Genomic DNA, 21,668 nt, shown 5'->3' on the forward strand with positions numbered 1-21,668 from the left:
CCCAGCACGTGCCTGAGCACCTTCTCCTCAGTCGCCGTGGCTCCGCCACGGCTCCCTCGTCGGCGGCACTCAGCCACGCCCTGGAACGACGCCTCACTCGACAGCCCCTACCTGCGGAATCTCTTAGCGCGGTGGATCCGTGCCGGATAGTGACCCGGATCCACCGCACTAACCGGAAAATGACGGTCAGGTGGCCTCGGATGTCTTGCGGACCACGTGCCCGCGAGCGATCGCGCCTCGCGGCCTTGTCGCGGCACCGGAACCGTGCCAGGATAACGTTCAATAAACTAACTGTTGGTGGGCACACGGCTCACTCGCGCGGACGCGAGGTAACCATGACGGCTGCGGTCATCGTCGACATCATCCGGACGGCGTCGGGCAGGGGGAAGCCCGGTGGGGCGCTCTCGGCCGTGCATCCGGCCGACCTGCTGGCCCAGACGCTGCGGGCGCTCGTCGAGCGTCAGGATCTCGACCCGGAGCTGGTCGACGACGTGATCGCGGGCTGTGTCGGCCAGGTCGGCGACCAGGCGCAGAACATCGCGCGCACCGCGCTGCTGGTGGCCGGCTTCCCCGAGAGCGTGCCCGGGACGAGCGTCGACCGCCAGTGCGGCTCGAGCCAGCAGGCCGTCCACTTCGCGGCCCAGGGCGTCATGGCCGGTGCGTACGACATCGTCATCGCCGGTGGGGTCGAGTCGATGAGCCGGGTGCCGATCGGTACGTCGCGATCGCTCGGCGATCCCAACGCGCCGCTGCGCGCCCGCTACCCCGAGGGGCTGGCCAACCAGGGGATCGGGGCGGAGCTGATCGCGGCGCGCTGGAAGCTCGACAGGAACGCCCTCGACTCCTACGCCGAGCAGTCTCACCGTCGTGCGGCGCAGACGGCGGCCGCCGGCGGATTCGACAACGAGATCGTCCCGATCGACCTGCCCGGTGGTGGCCAGCACCTGCGTGACGAGACCGTCCGGCCGGGCACCACGCTGGAGGGGCTGGCGGCGCTGAAGCCCGCCTACTTCGACGAGGGCTACGGCCGCCGCTTCCCGGAGATCGAGTGGCACATCACCGCCGGCAACTCCTCGCCGCTGACCGACGGCGCCTCGGCCGCCCTCATCATGAGCGAGCAGAAGGCCGCAGAGCTGGGGCTGACCCCGCGGGCGCGCTTCCACAGCTTCGCCGTCGGTGGGAGCGACCCGCTGCTCATGCTCACCGCGCCGATCCCGGTGACCCACCAGATCCTGCGGCGCTCCGGTCTCTCGATCGAGGAGATCGACGCCTACGAGGTCAACGAGGCGTTCGCGTCGGTCCCGCTCGCGTGGGCCGCCGAGTTCAACGCCGACCCGGACAAGCTCAACCCGCGGGGCGGGGCGATCGCGCTCGGTCATCCGCTCGGCGGCTCGGGCGTGCGCCTGATGGCGACCCTGCTCAACCATCTGGAGGCGACCGGTGGCCGCCTCGGGCTGCAGACGATGTGCGAGGGCGGCGGCCTGGCCAACGCCACCGTGATCGAGCGGCTGTGAACCGCGGCTGAGGACAGCATGGATATCGATCTGGGCATGCTGATCGTCCGTCTGGCGCTCGGTCCGATGCTCGTCGTCCACGGCGCGAACAAGGCCTTCGGACCCGGCGGCATCGCGGGCACGACGGGGTGGTTCGAGGCGATCGGACTGCGCCCCGGCTGGCTGCACGCCCGGGTCGCGGCCGCGACGGAGATCGCCGCGGGCCTGCTGCTGTCGCTCGGGCTCCTCACCGGCCTGGCCTGTGCCGCCTTCGTGGGCCTGATGCTCGTCGCCGCCGTCACCGACCACCGCGGCAAGGGCTACTTCGTCTTCAAGGGCGGCTGGGAGTACGTCGTCCTGGTGGCCATGGTCGCCGTCGGGATCGCGTCGGTCGGGCCGGGCGAGTGGTCGCTCGACGGCCTGCTCGACCTGGACGTCTCGGGCGCCTGGTGGGCGCTCGGCGCGGCAGCGCTGGGGGTCGCCGGCGCCGCAGTGCTGCTCGCCACCAGCTATCGCCCGGCTCCGCGGAACCGCCCGGGAGACGCCCAGGACGAGTCCGTGGCGTCGTGAGCATCGCAAGGTCCGTCGAGTTGGCCCCGCGCGGTCCCGTGCGGTGTCGTCAGGAAGGTGAATCATGACCGAGGCAGTCATCGTCAGTGCGGTGCGCACGCCCATCGGCACGGCGTTCAAGGGGGCGCTGAGGGACACTCCCGCCGAGCACCTCGCCACGGCGGTGCTGAGTGCCGCACTGGAGCGGAGCGGGCTCGCTGCCCAGGACGTCGACGACGTGATTTTGGCCGAGGAGCTCGCCGGCGGCGGTGACATCGCCCGATACGCCGCCGTGGCAGCGGGGCTGACCCACGTTCCCGGCCAGGCGGTCAACCGTCACTGCGCGGCGAGCCTGGCGGCGGTCGGCAATGCGGCTGCCTCGATCCGGGCCGGCATGGACCGTGCGGTGATCGCCGGCGGCACCCACGCGGCCTCGATGAACCCCCGGCTGTCGTGGCGGGTGCCGGGCTCGGCGGAGCCCCGGCTCGGCTTCGGGCCGACCTTCCCCTACTACGACGGCGCGACCGACGACGTCACGCTCAGCGTCGGCTGGAACACCGCTCTGGAGGCCGGGATCACCCGGGAGGAGCTCGACGCGTGGGCGAAGCGGTCGCACGATCGCGCCGTCGCTGCCATCGACGCCGGGGTGTTCGACGACGAGATCGTGCCGGTCACCACCCTGGTCGAGGGCGAGCAGATCGTCTTCGGGGTCGACGAGCATCCACGTCGAGGCTCGACCCTGGAGAAGCTCGCCACCCTGAAGCCGCTGCATCCCGAGATCGAGGGATTCAGCATCACCGCCGGTAACGCCAGCGGCATCAACGACGCGGCCTCCGCCCTCGCCCTGGTCGGCGACGACCTGGCCGCCGAGCGGGGCCTGAGGCCGCTGGCCACGGTCCGGGCGTGGGCGGCCGTCGGGGTCGAGCCGCACCGGACGGGGATGGGCGCGGTGGAGGTGATCCCGGTGGTCTTGAAGCGAGCAGGGCTCGACATCGCCGACGTGGACCTGTGGGAGATCAACGAGGCCTTCGCATCGGTGCCGATCGCCGCGTGCAGGCTGCTGGGCATCGACGACGGGCTGGTCAACGTCTACGGCAGTGGCTGCAGTCTCGGCCATCCGGTGGCGGCCTCGGGCGCGCGCATGCTCACCACGCTCGCCCACGAGCTGCGCCGTCGCGGGGGTGGGGTCGCCGTCGCGGCGATGTGCGCGGCGGGCGGCCAGGGCGGGGCGGTGGTGATCGAGGCATGACCGGGCTGACGACGAGGACGGAGCGCACCTGATGAGAGCAGCTCGATGCGAGGAGTACGGCGGACCGGAGCAGGTCGTCGTACGAGAGGTGCCGGCTCCCGAGGTGACCCCCGGGCACGTTCTCGTCGACGTGGCCGCGGCCGCGGTCAACTTCCCCGACCTGCTCTTCATCGCAGACCGCTACCAGGTCTCGGTGGGTCTCCCGTTCACGCCCGGAAGCGAGTTCTCCGGAACCGTCGCCGCCGTCGGCGAGGGCGTGGTCGGCTTCGCCCCCGGCGACCGGGTCCACGGGTCGGTCGTCACCGGGGCGATGGCCGAGCAGGTGCTGGCGCCGGCCCGCTCGATCGCGCCGGTCCCTGCCGGCCTGAGCATGGTGGAGGCAGCAGCCTTCCGAGTCACCTACCTGACGGCCTACCACGCGCTGGTGACCGCCGGTGCGGTCGAGCCGGGACAGTGGGTCGTGGTGCTCGGCGCGGCCGGGGGGGTCGGCACGGCGTGCGTCGACGTGGCCACCCGGCTCGGTGCGCGGGTCATCGCCGCCGCGTCGTCCCCCGAGCGGTTGCAGGTGGCGACGAAGCTCGGGGCCGAGGCCGGCATCGACTACGTCGCGGAGGATCTCAAGACCCGCATCAAGGAGATCACCGGGGGAGCGGGCGCGGACCTGGTCGTCGATCCGGTCGGCGATCGATGGGCGGAGCCCGCACTGCGGGCCATCCGATGGGGTGGCCGGTTCGTCACCATCGGGTTCGCCGGCGGGGAGATTCCCCGGATTCCGCTCAATCTCGTCCTCCTCAAGAACGTGACCGTGCGGGGACTCGAGCTGCGGACCTGGGTCGAGCGACTCCCGGAGGAGAACGCCCGGGCCAGGGAGGGCCTGGCTCAGCTGGTGGCGGACGGGATGCGGCCGCTGGTCTCGGAGGTGCACGAGCTCGACGACGTGGCGACTGCGCTGCGGCGGGTGGCCGAACGGATACCGACGGCGAAGGTCGTCATCAGCATCGGAGCAGAGGAGAAGCAGTGAGCGACCCCGTTCTGGTCGAGCGCCGAGACGGCGTCCAGATCATCACCATCAACCGGCCGGAGGCGAAGAACGCCGTCGACGGCGCGACGGCGCGCGGGGTCGCGGCGGCCGTGGACGAGCTCGACGCGGACGACGGGCTGCGCGTCGGTGTGCTGACCGGCGCGGGCGGCACCTTCTGTGCCGGGATGGACCTGAAGGGCTACCTGCAAGGCGACCGGCCGGTGATCGAGGGCCGCGGCTTCGCCGGGATCACCATCACCCCTCCGCGCAAGCCGCTGATCGCCGCGGTGGAGGGCTGGGCGCTGGCCGGAGGCTTCGAGCTGATGCTCGCCTGCGATCTCGTGGTCGCCGCGGAGACGAGCAGGTTCGGTGTGCCGGAGGTGAAGCGCTCCCTCGTCGCCGGAGGCGGTGCCGCCCTGCTGCTGCCTCGGCGGATCCCGTTCGCGACAGCGATGGAACTGCTGCTCACCGGCGATCCGATCAGTGCCCAGCGGGCCCACGAGCTCGGTCTGGTCAACCGGCTCACCGGCACCGGCGAGGCACTCGTCGGCGCGTTGGATCTTGCCGCGACCATCGCCGCCAACGGCCCGCTCGCGGTCGCCGCGACCAAGAGCATCGCGCGCTCGGCGGCTGACTGGACCGTCGAGGAGGGGTGGGCGCGGCAGGCCGAGATCTACGGGCCGGTCTTCGCCTCCGAGGACGCCCGCGAGGGCGCCACGGCGTTCGCCGAGAAGCGACCCCCGGTCTGGCAGGGCCGGTGATCCCCGATACAAGACAAATAGTAAACTGATCTAGCCAGTTCGAGCAGAGGCTGATACCGTCACGCTACGGTCGATGTGTCCTCGGACACACGACGTGAAGAGGAAGACCAGGGAGTCCAGAAGTGAAGCTTGCAGTTGGTCAGACGCTCGCCAGCGCGGTCGACGCGACCACGGTCATCGTGACCCGTGCCCCCGACGACGAGGTCAGCGTGACCTGCGGCGGCGTCGAGATGGCGGCGCCCGGTGCGACGGTCGCGGACGCGACGGCCGACCCGGACCAGCAGTCCGGGACGCTGCTGGGCAAGCGCTATGTGGACGATGCGGCCACGATCGAGCTCCTGGTCACCAAGCCGGGGCAGGGGACGCTGGCACTGGGGGGCCAGCCCTTGGTGGTCCAGGGCGCGAAGCCGCTGCCGGCCTCGGACTGAGGGTCGAGTCGGATGCGCCTCACCCTGCTGCTGGACATGGCGGCCGACGGCTTCGGCGACCGCGTCGTGATCGGGCCGCGGGCCGGGGGCCTGACCGCGAGGGAGTTGGCCGCCAGGTCGCATTCCGGTGCCGCGCTGGTCCGGGAGCAGGGGGCGGACGCCATCGTCTACCTCGGCGTCAACGGCCCGGCGTTCCCGGCCGCGCTGTTCGCGGCGGCACGTGCCGGCGTACCGCTGGTGCCCCTGAACTATCGACTCGGCGGACGGCAGCTGAGCGAGCTGCTGGCCAAGCACCCCGGCGCGCTGGGCGTCGCCGACCCGGATCTGGTCCCCACCCTCGAGCGGGCGGGCCTCCGGGCGATGAGCAGCGCCGAGTGGCTGGAGCAGGTCGCGGTCGACCGCGGTGAGGCGGCGGAGGGCTCCGCCGACGAGACCGCGGTCGTGATCTACACCAGCGGGACGACCTCGGCCCCCAAGGGGGTCCTGCTACGTCACGGCAACCTGGTCTCCTATGTGCTCGGGTCGGTTGAGTTCGCGGGTGCGGGCGAGGACGAGGCGGCCTTGGTCAGCGTCCCGCCGTACCACATCGCGGCGGTCGCGAACGTGATCACGAACCTCTACGCCGGGCGCCGCTCGCTCGTGCTGGAGTCCTTCTCCCCCGAGGAGTGGCTGCGTACGGTGCGCGAGGAGGGCGTCACCGGGGCGATGGTCGTTCCGACGATGCTGTCGCGCATCGTCGAGAGCGACGTGGACAAGTCGGTCCCCTCGCTCCGCTCGCTGTCCTACGGAGGCGCGCCGATGCCCTCCGCCCTGATCGAGCGTGCGCTCGTCGAGTGGCCGCAGGTCGGCTTCGTCAACGCCTACGGGCTCACCGAGACCAGCTCGACCGTTGCGCTGCTCGGGCCCGAGGACCATCGGGCCGCGCTGGCCTCCGACGACCCGCGCGTGCGCGCCAGGCTCTCCTCGGTGGGACGCCCGCTGCCCGGCATCGAGCTGGAGATCCGGGGGGCGGACGGCTCGCCGCTGCCGCCCGGAGTGCCGGGGCGCATCTGCGTGCGGGGCCCGCAGGTCTCGGCCGAGTACGCCGGCGTCGGCAGTGTCGTCGACGAGAGCGGCTTCTTCGACACCCGGGACGAGGGCTATCTCGACGAGGACGGCTACCTGTTCATCGGCGGGCGGACCGACGACACCATCATCCGGGGCGCGGAGAACATCGCGCCCGCCGAGATCGAGGACGTGCTGCTGCGTCACCCCGACGTGGTCGATGCCGTGGTCTTCGGGGTCCCGGACGAGGAGTGGGGCCAGCGGATCGAGGCCGCCGTGGTGCTGCGCGAGGGCGCGCGGCCCGACGAGGACCTGCTTCGAGGCTTCGCGCGCGAGACGCTGCGGTCCAGCAAGACTCCCGACCGGTTCTGGTTCCTCACCGAGCTGCCTCGCACCGAGACCGGCAAGCTGCTGCGGCGGCGGGTGCCGGACGCGCTGGCCACCTCTCAGGGCGTCTCCGCCTGATCCTCTACTCCGCCGCCGCTGGGCGGTAGCCGCCTCGGGAGACGACTGCGCGGACGAGGTCGGCCGACGGCTCTGCCAGGGCCCGGGCCAGCGGCGTGTGCAGCAGGCAGAGCTCGGCGGGTGCGCCGGGCCGGACGGTCCGCGGCCGGCCCCCGGGACTCTCGGGGTCGCTCAGGTAGCCGGCCAGCGCTGCCGCCGCGGTCACCGACTCCGCCGGGCCGATCAGCCGGCCGCCGGCAGTGGTCCGTCTGGTCGCGGACCTGATCACGCGCCACGGGTCGAGCTCGCCGAAGGGCGCGTCGCTCGACGCGGTGACCCGGACGCCGGCAGCCGCCAGGCTGGCATAGGGGTACAGCAGCTGCCGGTCTCGCGGATCGACCTCGTCGAGATAGGTATCGCCCCTGGTTCTCAGGAAGTCCGGCTGGGTGACGACGGACAGGCCCAGCCGGGCGATCCGGGGCGCGATGCCCTCCGGGACCACGGCGGCATGTTCGAGGCGGTCGCCGGGGAGCGCGCCGACCTCGTCGAGCACGGCGAGCGTGAGCAGCAGTGACTGCCTGGTGACGCAGTGGACGGCGACCGGCCGACCCGCCCCGTGCGCCTCGGCGACGGCGTCTCGCAGCTCGTCGTAGCCGGGCAGGTCGTGATCGCGCAGTAGCAGCTTGCGCGGTCCGAGGAGGAGGTCTTCGGTGCGGTTCGTGCCGAGTAGCATGACCCGGACCGGCAGCTCGTCGGCGCCGACCGCTCGGGCGATCAGCTCGGCCGAGGCCGGGGTCAGATCCGGGGTGGCATCGGTGACGCCGGTGATCCCGAGCCGAGTCAGCCGGCGCCCCAGCGCCGCCAGGTCGGGAGGCCGGTCGGCCCAGGCCGGCCCGAGCCGGGCGTCGTAGCGCCACAGCCGGCCGGTGGGTGCGCCTCGCTCGTCGCGCTCGACGTCGGGGGAGTGATCGAGCAGCCGCGCCACGTGGGCGAGCGCGAGGGAGTTGAGCATCCAGAGCGCCCCGCTACGGTGCTGGATCCGCACCGGCCGGTCGCGGACCAGTCCGTCGAGCAGATGGCGGTCCAGCGGTCCCGCGACCGACTCGTGATAGCCCACCCCGCGCAGCGTCCGGTCTCCGCGGGTCGCCGCTCCCCGGAGAGCCCGGCCCAGGCCGGCGAGGTCCACGACCGCCGCCGGGCCGCAGTCGATCGAGCTGTGGGCAGCCGCGGCGGCGAGGAGGTGGACATGGTGGTCGTGCAGTCCCGGGATCAGGGCGCCGCCGCGTCCGTGCACGACCTGCTCCCGGCCAGAGCGCGGCAGTCCCGGTGCGACCGCACTGACGACGCCGTCGTCGATCTCGACGTCGGTACGGCGCCCGTCGACCTCGACGTCGGCGAGGAGCAGCGTCGGTCTCATCGGAGCAGCTCCGCGGTGTCGGCGCCCACGGCGGGTGCCCGATCCGTGACCGGCCGGCCAACCGGCTCGGCCACGGGGAACTCGCCGTCCTCGGTCTCGACCCACCAGGTTGTGCCGCTCCTGACGACCCGATGCGGCGGTGGCCGTCCCCCGGCCGCCGCGAGGGCGACATCGTGCATGGAGACGTCGATCAGCCGGGCCCGTCGGTCGAGGAGGGCGGCGGCCGCGGCCGCGGCCGCCGCGACGCCGGTCAGTGGGTCGGCGAGCGCGTCGCCACACGGCAGCGGCCCGTCGTCTTCGGGTACGACGAGTCCCGCGCCGGCGGCGACGTCGTCGCCGAATCCGATCCAGTCCGATGCCCGGCCGTAGCCGGTGATCGAGAGCCAGGAGGTGCCGTGCTCGATCACCTCCTCGGCCTCGATCCCGGCCTGCCGCAGAGCGCGGGTGCGGGACGACTCCAGCACCAGATCGGCGGAGTCGATCAACCTCCGCAGGGCCGCGAGGTCGGCTGCCGAGGTGAGATCGAGCGCCACCGCGCGGTGGCCGGCGTGGAGCAGATCGAAGAACGCCGGCGGGCCGAAGCGCGCACCGTCCGGTCGCTGGGCCGACTCGACCTTGACCACCTCGGCTCCGGTCAGGCCGAGCAGGTGCGCACACAGCGGTCCGGCCCACAAGGAGGTGAGATCGACGACGCGTGGCCGGTCCGGCCGGCGTCGGCGAGGACCCCCTGGGGTGACCAGCACCGGCGCCCTGGTCGAGACCGGGGAGCCGTCGGGGATCGGGGCACAGGCCAGGCCCAGCAGCCGGGCGCGTGCCGCGGCGACAGCGCTCGTGCGCCGGGCCGCCCAGGCGGCCACTGCCTCCCAGCTGCCGGCGGCCGGCTCGGTCTCGATCAGGGCCGGCACGAGCTGTCGGTCGCTGTCTCTGGGCAGCGAGAGGCCCAGCCAGCCGTCCATCGTGCCGATGGCGCGAAACGCCCCGCCGCACGAGTAGGGCGCATTCCGTGCCAGCCGCGCGATCGCGGCACGCTCGCCCAGCAGCGCGACCCCGGGCAGAGCCGGGCGCTCGCCGGTGCGCTGCCGGGTCAGGTCCGCGAACTCGTCGAGCTGGCGTCGTACCTGCCCGGCAGGGTCGCCCGGGGCGGCCAGCGGCGGGCCGTCCCGGCGGCCGGTCAGGGCCATCGCCCCCGACGCGGCCCAGTCCCGCAGTGCCGCCGGGTCAGCGGATCGCATCGACCAGACCCCACTCCAGTGCCCGGGCGGCGTCGATCGGCCGATTCGTCAGCGCCAGGAACGCGGTGCGCCATCGGCCGATCCGGCGGGACAGGCTGACGGTGCCGCCGGCGCCAGGGACCAGGCCCATCGACAGCTCCGGCAACTGGAAGTAGGCATCCGCGGCGGCCTCCACCCGACGGGCGAAGCTCGGCACCTCGACGCCGGCGCCGATGCAGGCCCCGTGGACCACGAACCGGACGCGCTCGGCGAGCAGGTGGACGGCGTACCCCGCGCTGAGCTGGAGTCGGAGCAGGTGGCTCCACGAGCTGTCGGCCGTGGTGCCGAACTCGTCGAGGTCGCCGCCGCTGCAGAACGACCGGCCCCGGCCGCGTACGACGGTCTCGCGGATGGACGGGTCGAGCCGGGCGAGCTCGAGGCCGGCGATCAGGCCGTCGCGCACCGCACGGCCGAACGCGTTGTGACGCTCGGGCCGGTTCAGCGTCACGGTGAGTACGTCGTCGGTGCGCTCCAGCAGGACCGGCTCCACCGGCTCCGGGACGGCCCGGCGCGGGGCCTGCGCGCGCCAGGCCGCGAACTCGGCGCCGGCCAGCAGCGTCGAGTAGGCCAGGGACTCCACGACGAGACCGTCGGCAACGCCGGACCGGTCGGTCAGCGGCAGGATCCCGGCCAGGATCGTGGCCGCGCGCGGTGCCTGGGAGACGACGGCGCCGATCCGGGTGAGGTCGTCGTCGCCGGCGGCGATCGTCAACCGCCCGGGCCCGCCGGGGGCGAGGGTGCAGGTGAGCTGCTCGAGGAGCGGCGCGGACTCGGCGGGCAGCGGTGCCGTCGACCTGCCGACCAGCACCGTCGAGCGGCGCTGGCGCAGAGCCTCGGCGACAGCGCCGGCCTGGTCCCAGTCGGCTTCGTCGAGGTCGACCACCACCAGTGCGGGCCGGGGATCGCCGGACTCGCAGCGCAGCGCGGCGGCACCGTCGAGCAGGTCGGTAGGGGTGACCACGTCCACGAGGCTCAGCATGCCCCAGGCGGGCCTCATTCCAGGAGCGCGACGATGCGCTCGTGATGCTCGCTCGGTGCTCCGAACAGCACCTCGTCCACCTTGGCGCGCCTCAGATAGAGGTGGAGGTCGTGCTCCCAGGTGAAGCCGATGCCGCCGTGGGTCTGCAGGGCCTCGCCGGCCAGGCGGCTGATGCCGCCGGTGAAGGCCTTCGCCACACTCGTGGCCAACGGTGCGGTCCTCACCCCGGCGTCGAGGCTCATCGCCGCGTGGTAGACGGCTGCCCGGGCGCCCTTGAGGGTGGTGAGCATGTCGGAGACCTTGTGCTTGACCGACTGGAAGGTGCCGAGCGGGCGGTCGAACTGCTCGCGGACCTTGACGTAGTCGACCGACATCTCGAGCAGACGTTCGCCGACACCGAGGGCGTCGGCCGCGGTGAGCACCGTCGCCGCGTCGACCAGTCGGTCGATCTCGGCGGCGTCGGCGCTCACCAGGTGACCGGCCGGCAGCCGGAGGTCGTCCAGCTCCACGTCGTACCAGCCGCGGGTCTGGTCCAGGGTACGACGACGGGTGCGGGTCGTCCGGTGCGCCTCGACGACGGCGAGAGCGCGGCCCCCGCCGGCCCTCGACGCGGTGACCAGGAGCCAGTCCGCGCCGGCCGCGGCCTGGACGGCCCGCAGCCGTCCGCTCAGCACCAGGTCGGCACCCGCCTCGGTCAGGGTCGCTGCGCCGTGATGGGCCAGAGTGGCCTTCAGGCTGCCGTCGAGGAGTCCGTCGATCGGCAGGCTCACGCCTGCGGACCTCGCCAGCGTGGCCGCCGTCAGTGCCGTCTCGACGAACGGCCCGGGCGCGGCGGCCCGGCCGAGCTCCTCCGCGACCAGGGCCAGCTCGGTGATCCCCTGCCCGGCGCCGTCGTACTCCTCCGGAACGGCCAGGCCAGGCCAGCCGATCTCGCTGGCCAGCCGCCAGAGCTTCTCGTCGAGATCGCCTTCGGCAGCGGCGATCTCGCGGACCAGCTCGGCCGGGCAGCTCGACGCCAGCATGCTGCGCGAGACGTCGCGAAGCATGGCCTGCTCTTCGGAGAGCTCGAAGTCCATCGCGGCCAGACCTTCCCAGGGGCAAACTCGTAGGAGGCTATGATACCCAATGCAGGAAGATTATCTAACTGTTTCAGGCGGTCGAGGAGAGGCAATGCAGGCAAGCTACGAAACCGTGTTGTTCGACGTCGAGAGCCACATCGCCACCGTCACGCTCAACCGTCCCGAGCGGCTCAACGCCTTCAACCAGCTCATGGTCGAGGAGTTCCGCGAGCTGTGGGCGAGGGTGCGCGCCGACGACGACATCCGCGTGGTCGTGCTGCGCGCTGCCGGAGAGCGGGCCTTCTGCACCGGCGTCGACGTGGCCGAGGGCCTCGCCAAGTCCGACAACGTGTGGAGCCGGGAGGATCCCGGCACCGGCCTGGGACCCAAACAGAACAAGGTCTGGAAGCCCGTGATCACCGCGGTGCACGGCATGGTCGCCGGCGGTGCGTTCTACTGGATCAACGAGAGCGACATCGTGATCGGCGCCGACGACGCCACCTTCTTCGACCCGCATGTCTCCTACGGCATGACCTCGGCACTGGAGCCGATCGGCCTGGCCCGGCGCATCCCGCTGGGAGAGGCGCTGCGCTGGGCGCTGATCGGGCTGGACGAGCGGATGTCGGCCGAGCGCGCCCGGGAGATCGGCCTGGTCTCGGAGATCGTCTCGCGCGAGCACCTCTGGCAACGGGCCGGCGAGCTGGCCGCGATCATCGCCGCCAAGCCGCCCGCCGCCATCCAGGGCACGGTGAAGGCGATCTGGGAGACTCTCGACCTGGAGCGTGAGACCGCTGCGGCGGTCGGATTCAACTACACGACCATCGGCAATCCGATCGGCATGCCTGAGGTGTCGCGGGAGACCTTCGTCAAGCCGGCCTGGACGCTGCGCTGAGCGGGAACCGCGTCAGGCGTAGCGGGCGATCTCCAGCTCCAGCAGCGCCGCGAGGTCGTCGGCCGGCGGCTTGGGGAGCTCGACCGGGCCGGTCCTGGAGGGGAGCAGCACCACGGCCGAGCCCGGCGTGGTCTCCTCGCCGCGCTGGTTCCAGCAGCTGACCTCGAGGTGCACCTCGTTGCGCCCGTGGGTCTGGACCTTGTCGACGACCGTGCCGCGGACCCAGGTGGTGTCGCCGATGTAGTTGAACTTGCGGTGCTGGCAGCGCAGCTTGAACAGCCAGGCGTCGTCGCCCATCCAGTCGGTGATCGCGTGGGTGAGCCAGGTCTCCCGCATGGCGCCGTAGTCGTAGCTCATCGGGATCCCGAGCTCCCGGGCGCGCTCCGGATCCCAGTGCAGGCGCTGCACCGTGTCGGGGATGTTCCGCGCGTTGGGGGGGTAGAGGCCGGGCGCCTTCCGGCGGATTTGGCGAGCGATGCCGAAGGCTCCCGGCGGGGTGAGCTGCATGCCCCAGCCGATGTGCCAGACGACCAGGTCGGTGACCGTCAGTGGTCCCTTGACCCGAGGCTGGAGCTCGTCGCCGATGGCGACGTCCTCGAAGAAGCGGGGCTGCGAACCCCGGCGGGTCTCGGCGTCGTAGGCCGCGTCGATCTCGGCGAGCTGCTCGTCGCTGTAGGGGTCGAAGGTGATCGGCTCCTTCGTGCTCGCCCGCTCCCGTGAGGTGTGCCGCTCGGCGTGGATCCAGGTGCCTCGCTGAATGGTGACGACCTCGCCGTGGCCGTTGGTGTAGAGGAAGTCGCTCGTGACGTGCGCGGTGCGGCCGCCGAAGCTGCTCGGCTTCTCCTGTACGCCGACCTGGGCGCGCAACACCTGGCACTGGTCGTCCAGGCGCAGTGGCCGGTAGTACTCGAACTCCATCGCGGCCTGGTAGGCACCGAGGCCGGCGAACGGGTCACCCTTGAGGGCGGCCTTCTGCTCGGCGGTGATCTCGGGGGCGGCGTTCTCGCCCATGCAGTAGGTGAAGTTGGGCGGCGCGATGAGCGAGCCCCAGCGCGTGTTCTTCGCGTAGTCGGCGTCGCAGTAGAGCGGGTTCGCGTCGCCGTAACCGAAGGCGAAGTGCCGGGTGGCGTCCGCGGAGACCTCGGTGATGTGAGCGGGGTGGGTGCGCTGGGGGATGCCGATCCGGCGCCGGGACCGCTCGAAGGCCTCGTCGGTGAGGACGCCGAAGGCGTTGTCCTGCTCTGATGTCATGCGGTTCTCCTGGGTGAGATCGGCGAGCTACCTGGCCGACAGTTGCGGGTCGCTGAAGTAGGTCTCCCGCACCAGCGGCCGGCTGACCTTCAGCGACGGCGTTCGCGGTAGCTCGTCGACGACCTTGAGCGCGACAGGTCGCTGATATCTGGTGAGCTTGTCGGTGAGGAACTCCATCAGCTCCGCCTCGGTGGCCGGACTGAGCAGGGTCACGGCCGCCGCCGGAACCTCTCCCAGCCTCGGGTCCGGCAAACCGACCACGGACGCCTCGTCGACGGCCGGGTGCTCGCACAGGGCCTCCTCGATGACGCTGGGAGGGATCTTGAAACCGCCACGGTTGATGGCGTCGTCGGATCTGCCGTGGATGAACAGGAAGCCGTCGGCGTCGATGCTCGCGAGGTCGGTGGTCTGTAGCCAGGCGCCGTCCGCGCCGGGCAGTTGTCCGCCGCGCGCCTCGAGCAGCCCGATCGCGCCGGGAGCAAGGACCTCGCGCGTCTCCCGGTCCACGATGCGTAGCTCGATGCCGTGGAAGGCCCGGCCGACGCTGCCCCGCTTCCTGGCTCCCCACTCCTTCTTGTCCTTCAGGTTCCACCCCGCGATCGCGCCGGCGAACTCGGTCGCACCGTAGGTGCCGAGCACGGGGACGCCGTAGCGGTCCTCGAAGGCCTCCGCGAGATCCGGAGGCAGGGGCGCCGTACCCGAGCCGACTGCCCGGATGCTCGCGAAGATCGCCGCGGGCACCTCCGCCTGCAGGACCATCCGCAGGGCGGTCGGTGCCAGTCGGACGTAGCCGGGCCGATGCTCTCGAACGAGGTCGACCCAGCCGTCGACGGTGAACTTCTCCAGCAGCGCGACGGCACGGCCTTCGAGGACGTGCGAGATGACGAAGTAGAGGCCGCTGATGTGTGCCAGTGAGGCCCACAGGATCGCTGCCCCGGACCGGAGATGGGGAACGTGCCCCTCGTCGAGGAGGATGCCGGCGGAGCGGAACGATGCCGTCATCCGCTCGTAGGTGAGCTCGACCCGCTTCGGGCGACCGGTGGTCCCGCTGGTCATCATGAGAACGGCGACGTCCCCGGCCGGCTCGAGCGCCGGCTCGGGCTCCCAGGAGACCGGCCGGGCGACCAGGGCGTGGTCCGGCCCGGAGGTGACGGCGACGGCCCCCACCTTCTCCGCCGCGATGACGACGGCGGCGCGGGCCCAGTCCTCCTCGTCGGCCACGATGACGTCGGGGTGAAGATCGGCGATGTCCTTGGCGAGTCCGATGTCGCCCAGGTGCGGACTGAGGGTGACGAGCTCTCGGCCGGTGCCGATGGTCGCGACCACGGCGGCCATGGTGCCGGGGCGGTTGCGGAGCACCACCCCGACGCGGGCGGCGCCCGGGTAGGCGGCGAGCAGCCGATCCAGGTCGGTGAGCGCCTCGCCGTAGTAGGACCACGGGTAGCTCTCGCCGTCGAAGGACAGCGCGGTCGCCGACGGATCGATGGCGAGCATCTCCCGGATCCGCTGGGACAGCAGGCGATCCGGACCCGCATTCGCGCCGGCGTTGTAGCTGCTCATATTTCCCTTCCAGTGGTCCCCGCCGGCCCGCGGCCGCCATCGAGCTGTCGGTGGTGCGGCTGGTGGGACGACGCCCTGGTGAGTATAAGGTGCAATCAACTAACTAAACAATAATGTCTGCCGCTTCGGTGGCACGGCCCGGTCACTGGCCGGAGCAGAGAGGTAGGGCACCATGGCGGTGCGGATCGGATACTGGGCGTTCGCCGGGCACGACCTTGTCGAGGTCTCGGTGAGGGCGGCGCAGGTCGCCCCCGCGCTCCGTACGGCGAGCGCGGCGTCATGAGCGTCGTCCTGCTGATCCGGCATGGCCAGGCCTCGGCCGGCGCGGAGGACTACGACGTCCTCTCCGAGCGGGGCAGGCGCCAGGCCGAGCTGGTCGGTGCCGAACTGCGCAAGCTGGGGATGGAGCCGACGCGGCTGCTGAGCGGATCCCTGAACCGGCAGCGCGACACCGCGCTGCTGGCCGCGAAGGGAGGTGGCTGGACGGCGCCCGTCGAGGTCGACGAGTCGTGGAACGAGTTCGACCATGGTGGCGTGATCGCCTCCGCCGGCCTGCGGCCCGGCGCCGCGGACCCTCTCGATCAGGCGATCCCGCGCTGGTCCTCCGGCCTCCACGACGAGGACTACGCGGAGTCGTTCTCGGCCTTCACCGACCGTGTCGGCCGAGGCTTCGATCGCCTGGTGACGCAGGCCCGTGGAGTCGTGGCGGTGTTCACCAGCGCTGGGGCGATCGCCTGGATCGCGGCGATGCTGACCGCGGGCGGCGAGCCGCAATGGCGCGCCCTCAACCGGGTTGCGGTCAACACCGGGGTCACCCGGATCGTGGTCGGTCGCCGTGGTCGGACCTTGGTGTCCTACAACGAGCACCTGCACCTGGACCCGCACTCGACGACGTACCGGTAGACGGAGACTCCGATGGCCTACGAATCCCTGTTCACCCCGCTTCGGCTGGGAAGCCTCACGTTGCCCAACCGCATCGTGATGGGCTCGATGCACACGGGCTTGGAGGACGATCCCGGCGATCTGGGCGCGCAGGCGGCCTACTTCGCCGAGCGGGCCCGCGGGGGAGCCGGGCTGATCGTCACGGGCGCCTACGCGGTCAGCGTCGAGGGCCGGCTGAAGGAGCACGGCGCCCACTTCAGTGCCGCGGAGCACGTCCCCGGTCACCGCCGGATCACCGAGGCCACCCATGACGCCGGCGGCCGGATCGCCTGCCAGCTGCTGCATGCGGGCCGCTACGGCAAGCACGAGCGCTGCGTGGGTGCCTCGGACATCAAGAGCGTCATCAGCCCCTGGCAGCCCCGCGCGCTGACCACCGCCGAGGTGCACCAGGTGGCCGACGACTTCGCCCGCTCGGCAGCGCTCGCGGTCCAGGCGGGGTACGACGCGATCGAGATCATGGGCTCGGAGGGCTATCTGCTCAACCAGTTCCTCGCGCCGCGGACCAACAACCGCCTCGACGAATGGGGAGGGTCGCCGGAGAACCGGATGCGGCTGCCGATCGAGGTGGTCCGGCGGATCCGGGTGGCCGTCGGCGCAGACTTCCCGGTCGTCTACCGGATCTCGCTGGCCGACCTCGTCGAGGACGGCCAGACCTGGGCGGACACCCTCGCTCTGGCCGCGAGGCTCGTGGAGGCCGGCGTGACCGCGTTCAACACCGGGGTGGGCTGGCACGAGTCCCGGGTGCCGACCATCATCACCCAGGTCCCGCGGGGCGCCTGGGTGGAGCACACCCGGCGGCTCAAGGCCACCGTGGACGTACCCGTCGTCGCCTCGAACCGGATCAACACCCCCGAGCTCGCCGAGGAGATCGTCTCGACCGGTGCCGCCGACCTGGTCTCGATGGCCCGTCCCCTGCTCGCCGACCCGTTCTTCGTCGCCAAGGCGGCGGCAGGAAGGGCGGACGAGATCAACACCTGCATCGCCTGCAATCAGGCGTGCCTGGATCACAGCTTCTCCGGCCGGAAGGTGACCTGCCTGGTCAACCCGCGCGCCTGCCACGAGACCACCCTGGTCGCGACCGCGATCGCGACCCGTCGTACCGCCGCCGTCGTCGGCGCCGGTCCGGCCGGCCTCAGTGCCGCGGTCACCCTGGCTGAGCGCGGCTTCGCGGTCACCCTCTTCGAGCGCAGTGGCAATATCGGCGGCCAGTTCCGCCTCGCCATGGAGATCCCCGGCAAGGAGGACTTCCGGGATTCGCTGCGCTACTTCGCCCGCCGTCTCGAGGTGCTCGGCGTGGCGGTGCGCCTGGAGTGCGAGCCGACGGTCGCGGAGCTGTCGGCCTACGACGAGATCGTGGTGGCGACCGGAGTCGCTCCGCGGATGCCCGCGATCCCGGGCATCGACCACCCCGTCGTCGCCAGCTATGCCGACGTCCTCGGCGGTCGCGTCGAGCCGGGCAAGCGCGTCGCCGTCGTCGGCGCGGGCGGAATCGGCGTCGACCTGTGCCACTGGCTCACCCACGACCCGGCCGAGGGGCTGGACGGCTGGAAGGCGCGCTGGGGTGTCGACGCCACCTTCACCAGGCCGGGCGGCATCACCGAGCCGGCCGAGCACGCGCCGGTGCGCGAGGTGACGCTGCTGCAGCGCAAGGAGACCCCGATCGGCATCGGGCTCGGCCGGACGTCGGGATGGGCCCACCGCCTCGTGCTGCGACAGGCGAAGGTCAGGCAGGTCCTCGGAGCGACGTACGAGGGGATCGACGACGACGGCCTGCGCTACACCGTGGCCGGGGAGTCCCGGTTGCTCCCGGTCGACACCGTCGTGGTCTGCGCGGGCCAGGAGTCGGTCCGCTCGCTGTACGACGACCTCACGGCCGCCGGCGTGGCGGCGCACCTGATCGGCGGGGCGGAGGTCGCGGGGGAACTGGACGCCAAGCGCGCCATCGACCAGGGCACCCGCCTTGCCGCGACCCTGTGAGGCCGGCACCCAGGCTCGGTGCTGACGACCGAACCGACGACGTGGGATCGGACGAGCGCCGGGCCTGTCCGGTCCTTGACGTGCTGCGCGCGGCGTCGCGAGAATGCCGGCTGTTACATCACGCTAACTAATGTCTCCGCAGTCCGCTGCCCCAGGGATGAGGCGAGTGCATGATCGAGGACAAGACCGCGTTCGTCACCGGGGCGGCCTCGGGGATCGGCGCCGCCGTCTGCGCGCTCTTCGCCCAGCAGGGAGCGCGGGTCGTGGCGCTCGACCACTCACCGTGGACCGGCGGCGGGGACGACGCGGACGTGGCGTCGCTGCGGCTGCGTGCCGACGTGGCTGATCCGGACGGCGTTCGCGCCGCCTTCGCCGAGGCGGAGCGGGAGCTGGGCTCGATCGACATCGTCGTGCACGCCGCCGGCGTCGACGATCCGGTCATCAAGGACCTCGCCTTCGAGCAGACCTCGAGCCGGCGACCGGTGCTCACCCTGCCCGCGATCGGTGGCGAACAGTGGCGCCGGATGCAGGCGGTCAACCTGGACGGCACGTTCTTCGTGCTCCAGGCCGCGACCGAGCTGATGGTGCCGCGACAGCGTGGTGCCATCGTGCTGATCGGATCCGAGGCCGCCGTCCACGGGCTCGCCGGGCTGCCCCACTACAGCGCCTCCAAGGGCGGTGTGCACGCCCTGATGCGGTCGGCGGCCAAGGAACTGGCCCCACAGGGCATCCGAGTGAACGCGATCGCGCCGGGCGTGATCGACACGCCGATGAGCAGGCGCTCGCACGCGATCTTCCAAGACGCCGTGCCCGCGCCGCTCGGGCGGCTGGGGCAGCCGGTCGAGGTCGCCAAGGTGGCGCTGTTCCTGGTGAGCGACCTGGCGTCGTACGTCGTCGGCGAGGTGATCAACGTCGACGGAGGCCGGCTTGCCTGCTGAACTCCGGCGCAGCACCATTTCCTTAACTATGCTAAGTTAGCCCTCGCGCGATCGACGCTCCCTACCGGCGCGGACTCTCAAAGCGGAATGTGAAGGAGCTCCCATGGCCGCCTCTGTCACGATCCTCGAAGCCAGGCTCGCCCACGACGGTGCGGAGCCGATCACGGCCGACTCGTTCGACGTGGTCGAACGAGAGCTGGAGGATGCCGCCGACGGCGAGCTCGTCGTCGACGTCCGGTATGCCTCGCTGGATCCCTCGCAACGGATCCGGCTCCGGCCCGAGGGCCCCGGCTTCGTCCCGCCGGCGGGGATCGTCGGCACCGTCGCGCGCTCGGCGAGCGATCGGTTCTCGGTGGGCGACATCGTGGTGGCTCCGGGCTCCTGGGCGACCACGGTGCGAGTACCGGCCGCGGCGGCGGAGCGGTACGACGCCCCGGAGGGCGTGGCGCTCCATCACGCCGTCGGCCTGCTGGGGCTGACCGGGCTGACCGCCTACTTCGGTGTGACGCGGGTGCTCCGCCCGCTCGCCGGCGAGAGGATCGCCGTGACCGGCGCCTTCGGCGGCGTCGGCCAGGTGGCTGCCCAGCTCATCGCGGCGAGCGGGGCGGAGGTGCTCGGCGTGGCGGGCGGTGCGGAGAAGGTGGAGGGCCTGCGCCGACTCGGCGTCGTCGGCGTCGACCACCGCTCCGCGGACTGGCTGGACGAGGTCGACCGCTGGGCGCCGGACGGACTGCACGGCGTGTTCGACAACGTCTGGGGCGCGGCCTCGGCGCGGCTGGTCGAGCGGCTGCGACCGCTCGGTCGGGTGGCACTGTGTGGCCAGATGTCCGGGATCGGCGCGGCCGTGACCGAGCCGCTGCCGCTGGACAACTGGTTCAGGCTGGTCACCCGCTCGCTGACCATCCAGGGCTTCCGCGCCGCCGACTACGCCGCGGAGAACGCGGAGGCGCGCCGTGCGCTCGGCGACCTGGTCGTCTCGGGCGCGCTCGATCAGGAGACTCACCTGGTGCCCGGCTGGGCGGCGGCGGGCCCGGCCTTCGCCGAGTCGCTCGTCGGCGGCATCGCCGGGAAGCTCGTCGTCGAGGTGCGGTCGTGAGCACGCTGCAGGAGGACGTGCTCGCGCTCCTGGCGGGGGACGGTCGCAGGCTCTCGGACCCGTATCCGATCTGGAACAGGCTCCGGGAGGAGATCCCGGTCTGGAAGCAGGGCGACGTGGTGGTCCTGAGCCGGCATGCGCAGGTGCGGGAGTTGCTCGGGGACAACAACATCCTCTACGGCCGCCAGGGCACCAAGACCTCCGCGCGCTACGAGCGCGCGAAGCAGGAGTTCAGTCCGCACGGGCGCGCCGCCTTCGGCCGGGTGCTCGACCAGGAGTTCCGGCAGCTGGTCCGGATGGACCCGCCGGACCATCCCCGGGTCCGCCGGGCGGTCCAGCCTCCCTTCTCTGCGCGCAACCTGGCGCGCGAGATGCAGGACAAGGTCGACGAGCGGGTCGAGCGCAGTCTGGTGGCGATGGCCGAGGGCGGCAGCGAGGCCGACTTCAAGAAGTTCGCCTACTCGCTCCCGCTCCAGGTCCTCGGCGACCTCCTCGGCATTCCGATCGACGACCTCGACATGGTGCACTCCTGGGCCCAGAAGATCGCCGAGAACAAGTTCAACGCCGACTCGGAGCAGGCGGCGATCGAGGCCGACGAGGCGTACCAGCGACTGATGGCCTATATCGACGTGCTCGTCGCGCGCCAGCAGGCGAGCGCCTCCGAGACCGGCCTGGTCGCCGCGCTGCTGGACTCGGAGCGGAACGGCGTCGTCTCCCACGAGGAGGCGATGGCGATGATGGCGCTGATGATCTTCGCCGGGCACGAGACGACCAGCAACCTGCTCGCCATCGGCCTCCTCGAGCTGTTGCGCCACCCGGAGCAGTGGGCGCGGCTCGTGGCGGAGCCGGACCGGGTCCCCGCGGCGGTCGAGGAGCTTCTCAGGTTCGTCACCCCGGCCCATTTCCTCCCGTACGTCGCGAAGGAGACCCGGCAGGTCGAGGGCGTGACCATCGAGGCAGGGGACACGGTGATCGGCGTTCTCGCCGCGGCGAACCGCGATCCCGGGGTCTTCGAGCGACCCGACGAGCTGGACATCGAGCGCTCGGACGGTCGGGCCCACGTCTCGCTGGGGCTCGGGCCGCACTTCTGCCTCGGTGCCGGGCTGGCACGCATGGAGGCGAGTGCGCTGTTCGGCGCTATGGTCCGCATGTTCCCCGAGGTGAGCCTGGTCGAGGCCGACCTTCGCTGGGCTGGCCGCTCGCTGCGCACCCCGCTCGCGATGCCGATCCGGCTCCGTTGAGCGACATGCCTTGACTGTGGCTGAGATCACTCCTATGGTATTATTTCACATTGCTAA

At 71.8% G+C, this 21,668-nt stretch carries 19 protein-coding genes; 13 read left to right on the forward strand and 6 right to left on the reverse strand.

Features of this window, described 5'->3' with window-relative positions:
- Nucleotides 1–335 precede the first annotated feature (335 nt).
- The 7 genes from QM595_RS15840 (at nt 336) to QM595_RS15870 (ending at nt 7,010) form a co-directional block, all read left to right on the forward strand.
- Nucleotides 336–1,514 (forward strand): thiolase family protein, encoded by a 1,179-nt coding sequence (locus QM595_RS15840; RefSeq protein WP_415172542.1) that lies wholly within the window; start codon nt 336–338, stop codon nt 1,512–1,514.
- Nucleotides 1,515–1,550: 36 nt separating this feature from the next.
- On the forward strand, nt 1,551–2,063 hold the full coding sequence (locus tag QM595_RS15845) for a DoxX family protein (protein ID WP_415172543.1): 513 nt from the start codon (nt 1,551–1,553) through the stop codon (nt 2,061–2,063).
- A gap of 64 nt (nt 2,064–2,127) precedes the next feature.
- Nucleotides 2,128–3,291 carry a thiolase family protein gene (locus tag QM595_RS15850; RefSeq protein WP_415172544.1) on the forward strand — a complete coding sequence of 388 codons (1,164 nt, stop codon included), beginning with the start codon at nt 2,128–2,130 and terminating at the stop codon, nt 3,289–3,291.
- A 31-nt stretch (nt 3,292–3,322) separates the two neighbouring features.
- Nucleotides 3,323–4,312, forward strand: coding sequence for an NADPH:quinone oxidoreductase family protein (locus QM595_RS15855; protein WP_415172545.1), 990 nt, complete (start codon nt 3,323–3,325; stop codon nt 4,310–4,312).
- On the forward strand, nt 4,309–5,073 hold the full coding sequence (locus QM595_RS15860; RefSeq protein ID WP_415172546.1) for a crotonase/enoyl-CoA hydratase family protein: 765 nt from the start codon (nt 4,309–4,311) through the stop codon (nt 5,071–5,073). The genes QM595_RS15855 and QM595_RS15860 overlap by 4 nt, the downstream gene beginning before the upstream one ends.
- Nucleotides 5,074–5,195: 122 nt before the next feature.
- Nucleotides 5,196–5,501 carry a hypothetical protein gene (locus QM595_RS15865; protein ID WP_415172547.1) on the forward strand — a complete coding sequence of 102 codons (306 nt, stop codon included), beginning with the start codon at nt 5,196–5,198 and terminating at the stop codon, nt 5,499–5,501.
- Between the two features lie 12 nt (nt 5,502–5,513).
- Complete coding sequence (locus tag QM595_RS15870; RefSeq protein WP_415172548.1) at nt 5,514–7,010, forward strand: class I adenylate-forming enzyme family protein; 1,497 nt, start codon at nt 5,514–5,516, stop codon at nt 7,008–7,010.
- A 4-nt stretch (nt 7,011–7,014) separates the two neighbouring features.
- On the opposite strand, the gene QM595_RS15875 is transcribed toward QM595_RS15870, so the two are convergent.
- The 4 genes from QM595_RS15875 to QM595_RS15890 are packed head-to-tail and all read right to left on the reverse strand — an operon-like array spanning nt 7,015 to nt 11,732.
- A complete protein-coding gene (locus QM595_RS15875; protein WP_415172549.1) occupies nt 7,015–8,406 on the reverse strand; it encodes an amidohydrolase family protein in 1,392 nt (463 codons plus the stop codon).
- A complete protein-coding gene (locus QM595_RS15880; protein WP_415172550.1) occupies nt 8,403–9,638 on the reverse strand; it encodes a CoA transferase in 1,236 nt (411 codons plus the stop codon). The genes QM595_RS15875 and QM595_RS15880 overlap by 4 nt, the downstream gene beginning before the upstream one ends.
- A complete protein-coding gene (locus QM595_RS15885; protein ID WP_415172551.1) occupies nt 9,625–10,656 on the reverse strand; it encodes an enoyl-CoA hydratase/isomerase family protein in 1,032 nt (343 codons plus the stop codon). Before QM595_RS15885 ends, QM595_RS15880 begins: the two co-directional genes overlap by 14 nt.
- A gap of 14 nt (nt 10,657–10,670) precedes the next feature.
- A complete protein-coding gene (locus QM595_RS15890) occupies nt 10,671–11,732 on the reverse strand; it encodes an acyl-CoA dehydrogenase family protein (protein WP_415172552.1) in 1,062 nt (353 codons plus the stop codon).
- A 115-nt stretch (nt 11,733–11,847) separates the two neighbouring features.
- On the opposite strand from QM595_RS15890, the gene QM595_RS15895 reads away from it, so the two are divergent.
- Nucleotides 11,848–12,606, forward strand: coding sequence for an enoyl-CoA hydratase/isomerase family protein (locus tag QM595_RS15895; protein WP_415172553.1), 759 nt, complete (start codon nt 11,848–11,850; stop codon nt 12,604–12,606).
- Nucleotides 12,607–12,618: 12 nt separating this feature from the next.
- On the opposite strand, the gene QM595_RS15900 is transcribed toward QM595_RS15895, so the two are convergent.
- Together QM595_RS15900 and QM595_RS15905 are read right to left on the reverse strand one after the other, a co-directional pair.
- Nucleotides 12,619–13,857 (reverse strand): MaoC family dehydratase N-terminal domain-containing protein, encoded by a 1,239-nt coding sequence (locus QM595_RS15900; protein WP_415172554.1) that lies wholly within the window; start codon nt 13,855–13,857, stop codon nt 12,619–12,621.
- A gap of 27 nt (nt 13,858–13,884) precedes the next feature.
- Nucleotides 13,885–15,417: an AMP-binding protein gene (locus tag QM595_RS15905; protein WP_415172555.1), complete on the reverse strand. Its 1,533-nt coding sequence runs from the start codon at nt 15,415–15,417 to the stop codon at nt 13,885–13,887.
- 279 nt (nt 15,418–15,696) lie between these two features.
- Between QM595_RS15905 and QM595_RS15910 the strand changes: the two genes are divergently transcribed.
- From QM595_RS15910 to QM595_RS15930, 5 genes are all read left to right on the forward strand, one after another.
- The gene (locus QM595_RS15910) at nt 15,697–16,320 is read left to right on the forward strand and encodes a histidine phosphatase family protein (RefSeq protein ID WP_415172556.1); all 624 of its coding nucleotides are present in this window, start codon (nt 15,697–15,699) and stop codon (nt 16,318–16,320) included.
- Nucleotides 16,321–16,332: 12 nt separating this feature from the next.
- Nucleotides 16,333–18,336 (forward strand): FAD-dependent oxidoreductase, encoded by a 2,004-nt coding sequence (locus QM595_RS15915; RefSeq protein WP_415172557.1) that lies wholly within the window; start codon nt 16,333–16,335, stop codon nt 18,334–18,336.
- A 170-nt stretch (nt 18,337–18,506) separates the two neighbouring features.
- The gene (locus QM595_RS15920; protein ID WP_415172558.1) at nt 18,507–19,274 is read left to right on the forward strand and encodes an SDR family NAD(P)-dependent oxidoreductase; all 768 of its coding nucleotides are present in this window, start codon (nt 18,507–18,509) and stop codon (nt 19,272–19,274) included.
- Nucleotides 19,275–19,377: 103 nt separating this feature from the next.
- Nucleotides 19,378–20,370: a zinc-binding dehydrogenase gene (locus tag QM595_RS15925; RefSeq protein ID WP_415172559.1), complete on the forward strand. Its 993-nt coding sequence runs from the start codon at nt 19,378–19,380 to the stop codon at nt 20,368–20,370.
- On the forward strand, nt 20,367–21,611 hold the full coding sequence (locus tag QM595_RS15930) for a cytochrome P450 (protein ID WP_415172560.1): 1,245 nt from the start codon (nt 20,367–20,369) through the stop codon (nt 21,609–21,611). The genes QM595_RS15925 and QM595_RS15930 overlap by 4 nt, the downstream gene beginning before the upstream one ends.
- The last annotated feature ends 57 nt before the right edge of the window (nt 21,612–21,668 follow it).

Source organism: Nocardioides sp. (assembly GCF_047607185.1).
In the GTDB taxonomy this organism is placed as follows: domain Bacteria; phylum Actinomycetota; class Actinomycetes; order Propionibacteriales; family Nocardioidaceae; genus Nocardioides.